The organism is Kitasatospora sp. A2-31, assembly GCF_022288725.1.
In the GTDB taxonomy this organism is placed as follows: domain Bacteria; phylum Actinomycetota; class Actinomycetes; order Streptomycetales; family Streptomycetaceae; genus Kitasatospora.
This window is the reverse complement of sequence record NZ_JAKNTA010000011.1, coordinates 296,315-309,893: the sequence shown is the minus strand read 5'-3', so window position 1 is coordinate 309,893 and position 13,579 is coordinate 296,315. Positions and strand designations below refer to the sequence as shown.

The following is a 13,579-nucleotide window of genomic DNA, read 5'->3' as shown; positions in this document are numbered from 1 at the left end:
CTTGCTTGCTCATCTCCCAAGTAGCACGGGGCCCGAGAAATTGGGACGAAGTCGTAACAAGGTAGCCGTACCGGAAGGTGCGGCTGGATCACCTCCTATGCAAATGGCATATGCAAGCGCCGAATGCACGTGCATCCTGGTGTGTGAAGAACGGAACGGCAGGGCGACGCCCACCATGGAGGTGTCCAGGGCGTCGAGGAACATCGCGGTGCAGAGCACGATCAGGGTGCCCCAGAGGCGGGGTGCCCAACTGGGCGCGCCGGTTGATGGATCGTCAGGTGTCGTCACGGTCGCGGTGGTCATGGGGAGGACACTACATGCACGTGCATTCCCCAGGTTCTGGATGTACGGCCTGGAGGAGCTCCGCTGCGACCTCACGACCTTCAAGGAGGCCGTGAAGCTGGAGGCCGAGCCGCGGTGCGTGGTCGTGCTCAACCCCGAGAAGGTCCGGAACATCAAGTTCCTGCGCAAGACCTCGATGCAGCTGGCGTCGAAGATGCGTTTCGTCTCGGTCCAGTCTCCGAGGAGATGGGCCGCAGCTGACGCCGCCTCGACCGCGGATCGTCCCGTCCTGCCGGTGCAGGGCGGGGCGATTTGCATGTGGCGGGTCGCTCCCCGTACAGTTCCGGAGTCGCCGCGAGAGAGCGGTGACAAGCGGAAAGCGAAGTCGGGTGAGTGAAACTCCGGAAAACGGAGCAGAAATCGTCTGATAAGCTGGAAACACGAAAGAACGAAGCGCCCGGAGGGCCGGTGTGAAAGCCGCGTTGTTGGGTCCTGAGGGAACGGCCGTATGGCTGTTGTCTCAGTGCCGGCCCTACTTGAGGTGGTCCGTTGGGGCTGCTGAGGGTGGGTGACCTCTGGTGTGCCAGTTGTTCTGCCAAGGGCATGGCTGGTTGGCTACGTTCGGGAGGGATAACCGCTGAAAGCATCTAAGCGGGAAGCCTGCTTCGAGATGAGCACTCCCACCTCCTTGAGAGGGTAAGGCTCCCAGTAGACGACTGGGTTGATAGGCCGGATATGGAAGCCCTGTGAGGGGTGGAGTTGACCGGTACTAATAGGCCGAGGGCTTGTCCTCAGTTGCTCGCGTCCACTGTGTTGTTCTGAAACAACGACCCCCACCGCTTTGGCGGGTGGGCGGCGGATAGTTTCATAGTGTTTCGGTGGTCATAGCGTGAGGGAAACGCCCGGTTACATTCCGAACCCGGAAGCTAAGCCTCACAGCGCCGATGGTACTGCAGGGGGGACCCTGTGGGAGAGTAGGACGCCGCCGAACAATTCTTCTGAAGAACCCCCGTCCGGATTCCCGGATGGGGGTTCTTCGCATTTCCGAGCACGTCCGGAAAGCAGGTCGGGCACGGCATGATGCCGTGCCCGACCGAGTTCCGGCCCAGAGTCAGCCGCGCGGTGTCCACACCGCGGTGCCCCAGTTGGGGCGGCTCTCCCAGCGGTCCGGGCTGTTGGTCAGCGGAGCGACGTTCGAGCCGTCGCTCTTCATCGTGTACAGCTCGGCACTGCCGTTGACCGGCGCCTGGGTGAAGGCGATCGACGTGCCGTCGGGGGAGTAGGCGGCGGCACCGTAGAGAAGACGATCTGCGTGCCGTCGGGGGACCAGCTGGCCCGGTCGCCGGCCCGTAGCTCCCAGGGGGTGAGCCGGCGCAGGCCGGTGCCGTCGATGTTGACGACGTACAAGGCCCGGCTGTTGGCGGGCTGGCCGGTGGCGCTGGTCTGGTAGGAGAAGACGAGCTGCTTGCCGTCGGGCGACCATGCCGGATCGGTGACCAACCCGGAGTACGGCTTGTCGTTGGTGAGGAACGTCAGCCGCTGGGCGTTGGTGCCGTCCGGGCTCATCAGGTACAGGTCGCTGTACTGGGTCTGATTGGCCGTCGGGTCGGTGCTGCCCCGGGACGAGGCCCCCGGGGAGCTGCCACTGTGGCAGATGGAGAGTGCGGGCGAGCGGGCGACACGCGACGCTCCGGCGCCGATCGGTCACACGGAGTATGAAGAGCGGACCGTCTGGTTGACCGATGGAGTACGGAGGTTTCCACGGAGCCGGCGGGTGACCATGACGGGCTTGTCGGTGTCGGACAGCTCGATCGGCTCGCCGATCATGATGGTGACCGGAACGTGCCGCTTGTTTGGCCATGAAGCGGGTCTTGCGCTTGCCGCCCCGGTAGGCGCCGAGGCCGGCGAAGAGGAAGTCCAGGTAGCTGATGTGGTTGCTGACCAGGACTGCTCGGTGCGCACGAAGGACGGGGCGGTTCGGCTGTCGGCGGCGGACCTGGGCGGTCCGCTGGGGGAGCGGGCCACCCTGGTGCAGTTCTCGACGGCCTTCTGCCAGCCCTGCCGGGCGACGGTGTCGGGCGCGGCCTGGGGCAGGATGGGCCACGACGGCAGTGCGGGCCGTTCCGCCGGCGGGGTCCGGTCCGGAGGTGTTCCGGGCGGTCCGGGCCTCCGGGCGGGGCGTCCGGGCCGGGCCCGGCGGCGTAAGCTACTGGCCAGTAGTGACCACTGAGCTACTGGCGAGTATGCTGCCAGGGAGTTCCGGACCGGCACGGGAACACGCTGCCCGGAGCGGGTGCGTGCCGTATTCGCGCCCGCTTGCACAGCCGCAGCCGCCGGACGAGACCAGTACAGGAGACAGGCCGTGAGCTTGAGGATCTTCAAGGGGATCATGGCGGCGAAGAAGAAGCCGGTGCAGTCCCTGGACCTGGACGACCTGGGCATCGAGGCGGACGAGGTCGGTCTGGCGGGTGCCTGGACGGCGGTGGAGTCGGTGGCGGCGCGTCCGGCGCGCACCGCGGGCACGGTCGTCAAGGACGAGGGCGAGGGCGGCAAGCAGCTCGCCGCGTTCCTCGCCGACCAGAAGTTCATCTGTTCCCCCAAGGCCGCCGAGTTCGGCGCCGCGAAGGTGTACGTCGCCGACGGCGCCGAGTTCGCCGACCAGCTGGTCGTCCCCAAGGTCCTGGTCGCGCTCGGCGCGCGCGGCAAGCAGGTCTCCCCGCAGCTCTACGTCGAGGGGCAGGGGACACTGTGATCGTCTGGGTCAATGGCACGTTCGGCGCAAGACGTGCCGCTCGCGCGGCCGGGTGCTGGTGGCCGGCGACGCCGCCGGCCTGCTGGAGCCGTGGACCCGCGAGGGCATCTCGTACGCGCTGCGCTCGGGCCGGCTGGCCGGGGAGTGGGCGCGCGTTCGAACAGCCGGTACTCGCGGAGGAACCGGACCACCTCGCTGACCTGCACCGGGCTGTCGTCGTCCAGTGCGTCCGGCCCGGGCAGGCCGGAGCCGTCCCGGTACACCTTGGCGGGGAACAGCTTGTCCCCCGGCGGCTTGAGGAAGGCCGGGCTGCGCAGCTCGCGCGCCTCGGCCAGCGTGGTGACGAGGCGAGCCGGGATCTGGCCTCGCTGGGCCGGCTGAGCTGGTACTCCAGCAGCACGTCGTCGAGGCGGTGCAGCCCGGGCGGCCGGCCGAAGGCCTCGGCGACCTCCAGGACCTCCCGCGCGAGCACGGCCGCACCCGGCACGGCGGCCCGACTGCCGTGTGCGGTGGTCGAGTTCGGTCCGCAGCCGGCGGAGCTTGCGCCGGCCGGCCACCGCGGTGTCGACGCCGGGTGCCTGTTCGTCGGGGTGGGCGGCGACGGCCAGACGCAGGGGATGCGGACCACCCAGGCGGCGAAGAGGAAGCCGTCGACACAAAGTAACAATAGGAGCGTGCAGCCCACTCCTACAAGTCCGCAGCCGTCAGGTCCGAGGTCGTCGAACGCGCGGTCGTCGCAACCGGGTCCGTCCGGCGTGCGGCCGTCGAGCCCCGGGGGCGCCCCCGGGGGCGCAGCCCCGGTACGAGCAGCTGGAGTTCCTCGGTGGACGGGTCGGCGAGCTGGGCGACCCGCATGGCGTGGCGCTCGACCATGGTCTCGGCCCCGTCCTCCAGCACCTCGACCTCGTCGCCGATCCGCGACCACCACGTTGGGGCGGAACCGCTCCATCGGGAGCGTCTCGTGGTCCGGGTCCGCCTCGGCGATCAGCGCGTTGAGCGCGTCCAGACACCGCGCTCTGCGACGAGGCTGTCGTAGATGGGCGTGCCGGAGGAGAAGGACGGAGAGGGGTAGCCGACTCCGTCGTAGGAGCGGGGCGAGGTCATGGGGCATACGGTAAGCCCACAATGCGCCTGCTGAGGAGAGTGGAAGGCCGAGCAGTTCGAGTGTTTACACAGTCTTCGCTCGAACAAAAGCTTCGAAAGTAGGAAGAACGGACATTCTGGCGTCGACTTCCGGCCAGCACGGGAGGGGCTTGCGGCCTCGAACGGGCCTCGGGCGGCGTCCGCGAAGGCCCGTCGGGTGAAGGCCTGGTGGACGGTTGGGGTACTGCCGGAGAAACTTCTGCGGGCGGGGCGTGCGCTGGCGCATTCGAGCCCCCGCCGGCGGCAGCGGCTGCGCGGGCGCGGCCTGGGCGCAAGCCGGGCAGGCCGGCCGTGGCGGCGCCGAACTCGGCGACGAGGGCGCCCCGGTGGGCCACCCGCTCGGGCAGGTCGGCCAGCCAGTTGAGGCCGACGGCGGCGTGTCGGCCGGGGTCAGTCGGGTCGGTCCGGCCGGGGTGCGGGCGGCCAGGGTCATCCCGGTGCGCGGTGCGCGCAGGTAGCCGGCCCGCAGGGCGGCCGAGGCGGCCTCGGTGCCGGGGGAGAGGTGGGTGGCGACGTGGTCGCAGCCGGACTCGCCGGCGGCCGATGCGCTCGCGCAGCAGCCCGGCTCCGCGCCGTGCAGGTCGTCACCATGCCCGTCCCGGCGCAGGAGGGCATCACCCGGGACAACGTCTCGGTGCGGGTCGACGCGGTCGTCTACTTCCGGGTGGTCGACCCGGTGCTCGCCACCGTCGACGTGCAGAACTACACCTTCGCCATGTCGCAGGTCGCGCAGACGTCGCTGCGCTCGATCATCGGCAAGAGCGAACTGGACGACCTGCTGTCCGGTCGGGAGAACCTGCACCGCGGGCTCGAACTGATGCTGGAGAGCCCGGCCGTCGGCTGGGGAGTGCACATCGACCGGGTCGAGATCAAGGACGTCGCGCTGCCCGACTCGATGAAGCGCTCGATGGCCCGGCAGGCCGAGGCCGCAGGGCGCGCTGAGCCTGGCCAACAACCTCAGCCTGCTCAACAAGGTCTACTGCCCGCGCGAGGTCTTCCCGCTGGCCACCATGCTCGTCGCCAGTGTCGAGGGTGATGTACCCGTACGGCGGAAGTTCTACTCCTCCGGCATGCAGATGCGCCTCGGCTTCGCCGTCGCCGCCTACCTCGAACCCCATGTCCTCCCCGACGAGCCGAGACCGTCGAGGCCGAGGGCCAGGGCGACCTCCCGGGCCCGGGTCAGCGCCGCCGCGTCCAGGTCCACCCCGACCGCCTGCCACCGCGGCCGCGCCGCCAGCGCCCGGACCAGCCAGCCGCCCTCGCCGCAGCCGAGGTCGAGCACCCGGCCGGTCTCGGTGCGTGCGGTGGCCCTGGTCAGCAGCCGGGCCACCGACTCGTCGGCGATCGGCGCGGCGATCGGGTGGTGGGCATGGGCGAGGCGGGAGATCGTTCGGCGGTCCATTCGGACAGTGTGGCCCAGCCGGCTCAGTACGTCCGGCCTTTCCACGAAGCCCCGCGGCCGCGCCAGTGCTGCACCGCCGAGTCCACCGTCATCAGCAGGTAGAGCGCCGCGGTGAACGGCAGGAGCAGAGCGGCCGGCGCGGGCTGCCGGTAGTAGCGCAGCATCGGCAGGTACGTTCCCGCCATCAGCGCCCAGGCGGCCCCGCCCGCGGCGGCCGTCGCCCACTGCCCGGCCGCCGCCCCGGCCACGGTCGCCACCGGCGGCACCAGGTACACCAGCGCCAGCCCGAGCACCGTGCCGGCCAGCAGCAGCACCGAGTGCCGCAGCTGGGCGTACGCGCTGCGCGAGACCATCCGCCCCCGCCTCGATGCCCTGGGGTCCGCGCACGCCCGAGGAGGTCGCTGCGCTCGCCCTGGAGTGCGCGCGCGCCGCGGCGGCCCTCGAACCGGACGCGCTGGTGGTCGCCTGCAACACCGCCTCGGTCCACGCGCTGGCCGTCCTGCGGGCCGAGCTGGAGCCCGCGCTGCCGGTCATCGGCACGGTCCGCAGGCTGCGCCGCCGGTCCGGGTCGGGCATCGCCTTGAGCCGCCGGAGCAGCTGCGAGGGGTGTCCGCAGTCCAGGGAACGGGCGCGCCCGCCGTGCCGGGCCAGGAAGTCGGCCTCGTGCCACCAGAACGGTCGTTCGGTTCCGATCAATTCGGAGATCACGAGGCGGACGCTGCGCGGAGGCAGCGGCCGGCGCTCGGTGACGGCCTGCTGGACGGCGTCCAGGGAGACCGGTGTGGCGAGTCTTCGCAGCCGGTCCAGTTGGGCGCCGAAGGACCGAGGGTCGGTCACACCGTGGTAGGCGAGCACGGCGAGCCGCTGCGCGGCCCGGGCGCGGAACAGCGGTTGGACGGGAACGAAGCGCAGCCACTCGCCCCGACCGTCCGGCCGGCAGGGATCGGCCGCCGGGGTCGGCCGCGCGGCGGCCGGCTGGTGGCCCCCCGGGCTCAATGTAGTGGGACACTACGCGTACCGGTGCGCCGCACCGACCCGATCGACTTCTTCCGCGCCAAGCTCTACTGAGCTGAACCCGGAACCGGGGAGCCGCGGGCTACCGGAGGCTCACGGAGTCGGCGGCATTCGGCATGATCATGACGGTTCCATCGCTCGGCTGGGGCGGGCGGTGAGGGCCTGCCGGGGTGGTGAGAAGACTGTGGCACAGCGCAGTCACCCCTCGTGGGTGATTTGGGCAGATCCTTGGCAAAATTCCTCCGGCATATGCCACTGCCGCACCACGGTCCTTTGCCCACTACGACCGCCGCAACGGATGCTGACCTCATGTTCGAGCCAGTGATAGCACCCAGCGCCAGCCTCCTCGGCCGAAGACGATCAGCGTGGATCCGATGATCCGCAGGTCGCGGAGGTTGGTTTCGATGGTGTCCTGGAACAGCTTGCCCAGGATGCCGATCGGCAGCGTGCCCGAGGACGGCCCCGTGGAACCATTCGATCACCGGACACCCGCCCGGGGTATCCGTCGCTCGATGCGCATCAGCGGTCCTTGTTGGTGGTCGGTGCGGGAGCGGGAGGGGTGGGGAAGACCGCCTCGAGCAGGGGCGCGGGACCCCTAGGGGGTATGTTCGGAACGAGGGGCGCGGCGCCGGGTGGCGCAGCGGCGGATCACGCGGAGGACGACATGGCACACCGGGCGGGCACCACTGCCGTCAGCTCCGCCTCGGAGGTCGCGCGGGCGATCAGCAGGAGGCCCCGGCGGAACGGGTCGCCCACCTCTTCGGCGCCGATCGGGCGTGTGCCGTCGTAGAAGAAGCTGGCCGGCTCGCTGAGGAAGTCCAGGGCTGCCAGCGCGAACTGGCCGAGGACGCCGCCGAGTGCGACCGCGATGCCAAGGGCTCGCTGGCGCGCATGACATGAAGCGAGGGAGTCCAAAGATCGGTTGTGACGCCTGATCTGGACTCCCTCGCCACCGCACTGTACGTGAGAACCGACGATCTGCTGAAGGAATCGCCGCATCTGGCGCCGTGGCGGCCCGAGATCGGTATCGAGCCCAAGCTCAGCGACGCCGAGCTGGTCACGCTTGCGGTGATGCAAGCCCTGCTCGGCCACGTCTCCGAGCGCCGCTGGATCCGCTACGCCCGCTCCCACCTGCGGCACCTGTTCCCGTACCTGCCCGGACAGTCCGGCTACAACCGGCGCCTGCGCAAGGCCGCCGACCTGATCGCCCGGGTCAACCGGCTGCTGGCCACCGACACCAGCCTGTGGACCGACAACGTCTGGGTGGTCGACTCCACCCCGATCGAGTGCGGCCGCTCCCGCGAGACGGTCAAGCGCTCCGACCTGGCCGGATGGGCCGAGTACGGATACTGCGCCAGTCATTCGCGGTTCTTCTGGGCCTGCGGCTGCACCTGGTGTGCACCCTGCACGGCCTGCCCGTTGCGTTCGCGTTGACCGGCGCCAAGGCCGACGAGCGCACCACCCTGCTGGACATCCTGGACACCGAGACCGACCTGGTGGCCGCCCGCCCCGGACAGTATGTCGGCAAGACCCGCCGTCCTGGACGTCGGCCCGTCCCCCGAACAACTCGTCGAGCTGGCCGTGGTCGCGCGCTTGAGGTTCATCAGCATGGTGCGGCTCGCGTTGGTCACGTCGGTGACGTGCTTGCCGCCGTTCACCCCGCCGGTGAGGTTCGGGTGGGTCTGACTGTCGGGTCAGTCCCCGTGCACGGGCTGGGTGAAGCCCTGTTCCGGAAAGATGGCCGGCTTCAGAAGACGATGTTGTAGAGGCCACCGGCCAGCAGGCCGCCGACGAGGGGCCCGGCCACCGGGATCCAGGCGTAGGACCAGTCGGAGCCACCCTTGTTCGGGATCGGCAGCAGCGAGTGGACGATGCGCGGGCCCAGGTCGCGGACCGGGTTGATGGCGTAGCCGGTCGGGCCGCCGAGCGAGAGGCCGATGCCGACGACGGTGAAGGCGACGATCAGGATGCCGAGGCCGGACTTGCCGAGGCCCTCGTTGCCCGCCTGGGTGAGGATCGCGAAGCAGAGCACGAAGGTGCCGATGATCTCGGTGAGCATGTTCTGGATCGGGTTCCGGATCTCGGGACCGGTCGAGAAGATGCCCAGGGTCGGCTCCTCGTTCTCCTGGAACTGAGTGGTCTGCTCGGCCATCGTTCGACAATGTCGACCGTCATGCGGAAGCTTCCTCCCCGCGCCGCCTTCGCGTCAAGGCCGGGTTACGCAGCTGTGACCCTTCACTCGAAGTTACCGAGCGGATAGGGCCGAATGCGGACAAAACGCCATCCAGCTCGGCCACCGACAGCCCGTACCGTCCCCGGTACTCCGAGCCGTCCGCCCGCACCGCGCCGTACGGCCCGACCGACGCGGCCACCCAGCGCCGTCGGCCCGCCGCCGACGCCCCGCCTCGAAGTACGCCCGGTGCACGGCCGCGACCGCCGCCGGATCGTCCGCCAGCAGCCGCGCCGACCAGAGCGCGTCGGACAGGTCGTGCCCGGCTGCCGCCAGTTGGTTCGACATCCCGCCGTCCAGTACCAGCGGACCGGCGGCCAGTGCCGCCGCGAAGTCGTCCCCGGCCACCACGAGCCCCTTCCCGAACCGAAGAACCCCTGCTCCACAGCCTAAGCAGGGTCCGCCGTACCGGGGCGCCTGGGCGCTGCCCGGCGGATTCCTCCGGGCGGGGGAGGAGAACCTCGACCAGGCCGCGGCGCGCGAGCTCGCCGAGGAGACCGGCCTGCACGGCACCGCCGACGCCGAGGCCGCCCTCAGCCGCATCCACCTCGAACAGCTCGGCACCTACGGGAACCCGGACCGCGACCCGCGGATGCACGTCGTCTCGGTCGCCTACCTGGCCTTCGCCCCCGACCTGCCCGACCCCGCCCCGGAGCCCACCACGGAGCCCGCCCCGGAGCCCACCGCGGCCGACCCGCACGCCACGGAGTCCGGCCCCGCACCGATCACGCTGGCCTTCGACCACGCCCGCATCCTCGCCGACGGCCTGGACCGCGCCCGCGCCAAGATCGAGTACAGCCCGCTGGCCACCGCCTTCCTCCAGTACGACTTCACCATCCTACGAGACCCAAGCAGGCCGGCCTCCACCTCGACCTCGGCCCGGCCGACCGCTTCCTCTGGTACACCTCCACCGGCTGGATGATGTGGAACTTCCTCCTCGCCGGCCTGCTCACCGGATCGCACCCGCTCCGGCAGTCATCCACGGCCGCTCCGACTCCACCCTCAACCGCCAGGGCGTCCGGATGGGCTCCTCCGACATCTACGAGGTCGTCGAGCGGCTGCCCGAGATCGCCGAATCGCTGGTCATCGGCCTGGAGGCACCGAGACCGGTCAGCACGACGGCCAGCAGCGGTGTACTGAGCGAGATCGTTGGTCCCCAGCGAGAGGAACTCGACCTCCTGCAGGATCGAGCGCGCCCGCAGAGCAGCGGAGGGGATCTCCACCATGGCGCCCTTGGTGACCAGGAGCTCGAAGCCCTCGCCGTTCAGCTGCACGGTGTCGATACCGAGGTGGGTCAGCACACCGTGCCCGTCGGCGTCCACCACCACGAACGCGTGCGGGTGACGTCACAGTGGTCATGGTGGAGCCTCCCAAGTGCGCAGTACAGCGAGCGGCCGCGAGCTGCGGCAGGACATCGACTGAAGCCTAAATCATGTCAACTTCGGACATCTGCTGACATACCAGGGCGAAGAGCCACACCCCGTCCGCCCACGTCGGACGCCATCTCGGCGACCGCCAGTGGTCTAGTCCTCTTCACCGATGCGCCGCACTCTACAGGCATCTTGGCGAATCGGGACCATTGCTGTATATGCTCGCGAGAGCAACAAATGACCCGCCGAACGGGTGACCCCGGGGGTGGCGCGATTCGCGCTCCGGCTCGCGACCCGCTATGGTGGGTCGAGTCGCCGCGAGACGACGGTTAACAGCGGATTTCAGATGCGAAAAGCCCCGGTAAACGGAGCGCAAAGCATCTGGTAGGCTGGGAACACGAAAGAACGAAGCGCCCGGAGGGCCTTCTAAGGAGCACATAGCAGCTTCGGGCGAACGTCCCGGAGTGCTCGCTCATGGGTGGAACGTTGACTATTCGGCACAGTTCAGACGATGTCTCCTAGTACTGCTTCGGCGTGGAAGAGAGTTCATGGTGTGGGTGTGTCGGGCACGTTGTTGGGTCCTGAGGGAACGGAAGTTGCCTCAAGGATGCCGGTCTCACTGAAGAGGTGCCCTTTGGGGTTCTTGGAGGTGGGTGACTGGTCGTTGTTTGAGAACTCAAGGCAATCGCCATTTCCGGCCTCAGATTCTCTGGGGTTGGAGATTCCTTTTGAAATAACACAGCGAGGACGCAGTGCGCGGGGCCGCCCTATTCCGGTGGTTGCCGTGCCGCTCAACGCGAGTGTGTCGCCTGCAGCTCTTAATCGAGCACAGTCGGGCAAGCATTCACGGAGAGTTTGATCCTGGCTCAGGACGAACGCTGGCGGCGTGCTTAACACATGCAAGTCGAACGGTGAAGCCCTTCGGGGTGGATCAGTGGCGAACGGGTGAGTAACACGTGGGCAATCTGCCCTGCACTCTGGGACAAGCCCTGGAAACGGGGTCTAATACCGGATATGACCTTCCTCCGCATGGGGGTTGGTGGAAAGCTCCGGCGGTGCAGGATGAGCCCGCGGCCTATCAGCTTGTTGGTGGGGTAATGGCCTACCAAGGCGACGACGGGTAGCCGGCCTGAGAGGGCGACCGGCCACACTGGGACTGAGACACGGCCCAGACTCCTACGGGAGGCAGCAGTGGGGAATATTGCACAATGGGCGCAAGCCTGATGCAGCGACGCCGCGTGAGGGATGACGGCCTTCGGGTTGTAAACCTCTTTCAGCAGGGAAGAAGCGCAAGTGACGGTACCTGCAGAAGAAGCACCGGCTAACTACGTGCCAGCAGCCGCGGTAATACGTAGGGTGCGAGCGTTGTCCGGAATTATTGGGCGTAAAGAGCTCGTAGGCGGCCTGTCGCGTCGGATGTGAAAGCCCGGGGCTTAACCCCGGGTCTGCATTCGATACGGGCAGGCTAGAGTGTGGTAGGGGAGATCGGAATTCCTGGTGTAGCGGTGAAATGCGTCCCGTGTGAATCTGGCGGGACCACCCGCTAAGCCTAAATATTCCCTGGTGACCGATAGCGGATAGTACCGTGAGGGAATGGTGAAAAGTACCGCGGGAGCGGAGTGAAATAGTACCTGAAACCGTGTGCCTACAAGCCGTGGGAGCGTCGTCAGTGGGCTTGCCTGCTGGCCGTGACTGCGTGCCTTTTGAAGAATGAGCCTGCGAGTTTGCGGTGTGTAGCGAGGTTAACCCGTGTGGGGTAGCCGTAGCGAAAGCGAGTCCGAATAGGGCGGTTGAGTTGCATGCCCAAGACCCGAAGCGGAGTGATCTAGCCATGGGCAGGTTGAAGCGCGGGTAAGACCGTGTGGAGGACCGAACCCACCAGGGTTGAAAACCTGGGGGATGACCTGTGGTTAGGGGTGAAAGGCCAATCAAACTCCGTGATAGCTGGTTCTCCCCGAAATGCATTTAGGTGCAGCGTCACGTGTTTCTTGCCGGAGGTAGAGCACTGGATAGGCGATGGGCCTCACCGGGTTACTGACCTTAGCCAAACTCCGAATGCCGGTAAGTGAGAGCGTGGCAGTGAGACTGTGGGGGATAAGCTCCATGGTCGAGAGGGAAACAGCCCAGAACACCGACTAAGGTCCCTAAGCGTGTGCTAAGTGGGAAAGGATGTGGAGTCGCAGAGACAACCAGGAGGTTGGCTTAGAAGCAGCCACCCTTGAAAGAGTGCGTAATAGCTCACTGGTCAAGTGATTCCGCGCCGACAATGTAGCGGGGCTCAAGCACACCACCGAAGTCGTGTCATTGCAGCATGAAGGGCTAACGCCTGCTGTGATGGGTAGGGGAGCGTCGTGTGCCGGGTGAAGCGGCGGTGGAAACCAGTCGTGGACGGTATACGAGTGAGAATGCAGGCATGAGTAGCGATACAAGAGTGGGAAACTCTTGCGCCGATTGACCAAGGGTTCCTGGGTCAAGCTGATCTGCCCAGGGTAAGTCGGGACCTAAGGCGAGGCCGACAGGCGTAGTCGATGGACAACGGGTTGATATTCCCGTACCCGCTTTGAAGCGCCAACGCTGAACCTCTTGATGCTAAGCCCGTGAAGCCGGCCCGGAGTCTTCGGACGAAGGGACGTGGTGGAGCCGGTGACCCAACGGGGTAGTAGGTGAGCGATGGGGTGACGCAGGAAGGTAGTCCAGCCCGGGCGGTGGTTGTCCCGGGGTAAGGGTGTAGGCCGTGAGGTAGGCAAATCCGCCTCACATTAAGGCTGAGACCTGATGCCGAGCCGATTGTGGTGAAGTGGATGATCCTATGCTGTCGAGAAAAGCCTCTAGCGAGTTTCATGGCGGCCCGTACCCCAAACCGACTCAGGTGGTCAGGTAGAGAATACCGAGGCGTTCGGGTGAACTATGGTTAAGGAACTCGGCAAAATGCCCCCGTAACTTCGGGAGAAGGGGGGCCATTCCTGGTGACGGCACTTGCTGTCTGAGCTGGGGGTGGCCGCAGAGACCAGCGAGAAGCGACTGTTTACTAAAAACACAGGTCCGTGCGAAGCCGTAAGGCGATGTATACGGACTGACGCCTGCCCGGTGCTGGAACGTTAAGGGGACCGGTTAGCTAGAGTTCGCTCTGGCGAAGCTGAGAACTTAAGCGCCAGTAAACGGCGGTGGTAACTATAACCATCCTAAGGTAGCGAAATTCCTTGTCGGGTAAGTTCCGACCTGCACGAATGGCGTAACGACTTCTCGACTGTCTCAACCATAGGCCCGGTGAAATTGCATTACGAGTAAAGATGCTCGTTTCGCGCAGCAGGACGGAAAGACCCCGGGACCTTTACTATAGCTTGATATTGGTGTTCGGTTCGGCTTGTGTAGGATAGGTGGGAGAC

General features: G+C 67.1%; 7 protein-coding genes, 2 rRNA genes, 11 pseudogenes and 2 other annotated features (1 of these 22 only partly in view). Of the genes and pseudogenes, 10 read left to right on the top strand and 10 right to left on the bottom strand.

Features of this window, described 5'->3' with window-relative positions; all coding sequences use genetic code 11:
• The 3 genes and pseudogenes from MCM47_RS28775 to rrf all read left to right on the top strand — a co-directional run.
• A 16S ribosomal RNA gene (locus tag MCM47_RS28775) occupies positions 1–99 on the top strand; the annotation flags it as partial.
• Positions 1–1,075, top strand: a sequence feature (mutual gap in cmsearch alignment for this rRNA model is longer than 100). Its footprint overlaps the rRNA gene before it by 99 nt.
• A pseudogene (locus MCM47_RS28770) lies at positions 338–412 on the top strand (DUF6421 family protein); the annotation flags it as partial. (Overlaps the previous feature by 75 nt.)
• Before the next feature lie 81 nt (positions 1,076–1,156).
• Positions 1,157–1,273: ribosomal RNA gene (gene rrf, locus MCM47_RS28765) — 5S ribosomal RNA — on the top strand.
• A gap of 218 nt (positions 1,274–1,491) precedes the next feature.
• Here the strand turns inward: rrf and MCM47_RS43480 are convergent.
• Positions 1,492–1,848, bottom strand: a complete 357-nt coding sequence (locus tag MCM47_RS43480) for a hypothetical protein (RefSeq protein ID WP_308222490.1) — start codon at positions 1,846–1,848, stop codon at positions 1,492–1,494.
• A 388-nt stretch (positions 1,849–2,236) separates the two neighbouring features.
• On the opposite strand from MCM47_RS43480, the gene MCM47_RS44140 reads away from it, so the two are divergent.
• Positions 2,237–2,512: a hypothetical protein gene (locus MCM47_RS44140; protein WP_374209224.1), complete on the top strand. Its 276-nt coding sequence runs from the start codon at positions 2,237–2,239 to the stop codon at positions 2,510–2,512.
• Between the two features lie 147 nt (positions 2,513–2,659).
• Positions 2,660–2,872 (top strand): annotated as a pseudogene (locus tag MCM47_RS28750) (electron transfer flavoprotein subunit beta); the annotation flags it as partial.
• 371 nt (positions 2,873–3,243) lie between these two features.
• On the opposite strand, the pseudogene MCM47_RS44135 reads toward MCM47_RS28750, so the two are convergent.
• The 3 genes and pseudogenes from MCM47_RS44135 to MCM47_RS43475 form a co-directional block, all read right to left on the bottom strand.
• Positions 3,244–3,591: pseudogene (locus tag MCM47_RS44135) on the bottom strand (hypothetical protein); the annotation flags it as partial.
• 130 nt (positions 3,592–3,721) lie between these two features.
• Positions 3,722–3,931 carry a hypothetical protein gene (locus tag MCM47_RS28730; protein ID WP_238864574.1) on the bottom strand — a complete coding sequence of 70 codons (210 nt, stop codon included), beginning with the start codon at positions 3,929–3,931 and terminating at the stop codon, positions 3,722–3,724.
• A 111-nt stretch (positions 3,932–4,042) separates the two neighbouring features.
• Positions 4,043–4,138: pseudogene (locus tag MCM47_RS43475) on the bottom strand (DUF6643 family protein); the annotation flags it as partial.
• 598 nt (positions 4,139–4,736) lie between these two features.
• On the opposite strand from MCM47_RS43475, the pseudogene MCM47_RS28725 reads away from it, so the two are divergent.
• Positions 4,737–5,105, top strand: a pseudogene (locus MCM47_RS28725) (SPFH domain-containing protein); the annotation flags it as partial.
• A 174-nt stretch (positions 5,106–5,279) separates the two neighbouring features.
• On the opposite strand, the gene MCM47_RS28720 reads toward MCM47_RS28725, so the two are convergent.
• Both MCM47_RS28720 and MCM47_RS28715 read right to left on the bottom strand, forming a co-directional pair.
• Positions 5,280–5,579 (bottom strand): class I SAM-dependent methyltransferase, encoded by a 300-nt coding sequence (locus MCM47_RS28720; RefSeq protein WP_238864573.1) that lies wholly within the window; start codon positions 5,577–5,579, stop codon positions 5,280–5,282.
• A 23-nt stretch (positions 5,580–5,602) separates the two neighbouring features.
• A pseudogene (locus tag MCM47_RS28715) lies at positions 5,603–5,938 on the bottom strand (glycosyl transferase family 2); the annotation flags it as partial.
• Between MCM47_RS28715 and MCM47_RS28710 the strand changes: the two are divergent.
• Positions 5,938–6,127, top strand: a pseudogene (locus MCM47_RS28710) (glutamate racemase); the annotation flags it as partial. The pseudogenes MCM47_RS28715 and MCM47_RS28710 overlap by 1 nt on opposite strands.
• A 292-nt stretch (positions 6,128–6,419) precedes the next feature.
• The gene (locus MCM47_RS28705; protein ID WP_238864572.1) at positions 6,420–6,647 is read left to right on the top strand and encodes a hypothetical protein; all 228 of its coding nucleotides are present in this window, start codon (positions 6,420–6,422) and stop codon (positions 6,645–6,647) included.
• 594 nt (positions 6,648–7,241) lie between these two features.
• Here the strand turns inward: MCM47_RS28705 and MCM47_RS28700 are convergent.
• Entirely contained in the window at positions 7,242–7,508 is a 267-nt protein-coding gene (locus tag MCM47_RS28700) for a hypothetical protein (RefSeq protein WP_238864602.1), read from the bottom strand.
• Positions 7,509–7,517: 9 nt separating this feature from the next.
• Between MCM47_RS28700 and MCM47_RS28695 the strand changes: the two are divergent.
• Positions 7,518–8,116, top strand: a pseudogene (locus MCM47_RS28695) (transposase); the annotation flags it as partial.
• 224 nt (positions 8,117–8,340) lie between these two features.
• On the opposite strand, the pseudogene MCM47_RS28690 reads toward MCM47_RS28695, so the two are convergent.
• Positions 8,341–8,706, bottom strand: a pseudogene (locus MCM47_RS28690) (MIP/aquaporin family protein); the annotation flags it as partial.
• Positions 8,707–8,875: 169 nt separating this feature from the next.
• Positions 8,876–9,111, bottom strand: a pseudogene (locus MCM47_RS28685) (homocysteine S-methyltransferase); the annotation flags it as partial.
• On the opposite strand from MCM47_RS28685, the gene MCM47_RS41960 reads away from it, so the two are divergent.
• Positions 9,110–9,745, top strand: coding sequence for an NUDIX hydrolase (locus MCM47_RS41960; RefSeq protein WP_308222495.1), 636 nt, complete (start codon positions 9,110–9,112; stop codon positions 9,743–9,745). The pseudogene MCM47_RS28685 and the gene MCM47_RS41960 sit on opposite strands and share 2 nt — an antisense overlap.
• Before the next feature lie 232 nt (positions 9,746–9,977).
• Here the strand turns inward: MCM47_RS41960 and MCM47_RS44130 are convergent.
• A pseudogene (locus MCM47_RS44130) lies at positions 9,978–10,166 on the bottom strand (PTS glucose transporter subunit IIA); the annotation flags it as partial.
• An 870-nt stretch (positions 10,167–11,036) separates the two neighbouring features.
• Positions 11,037–13,579 (top strand) — a sequence feature (most likely nonfunctional fraction of RNA operon); it runs 394 nt beyond the window's last position.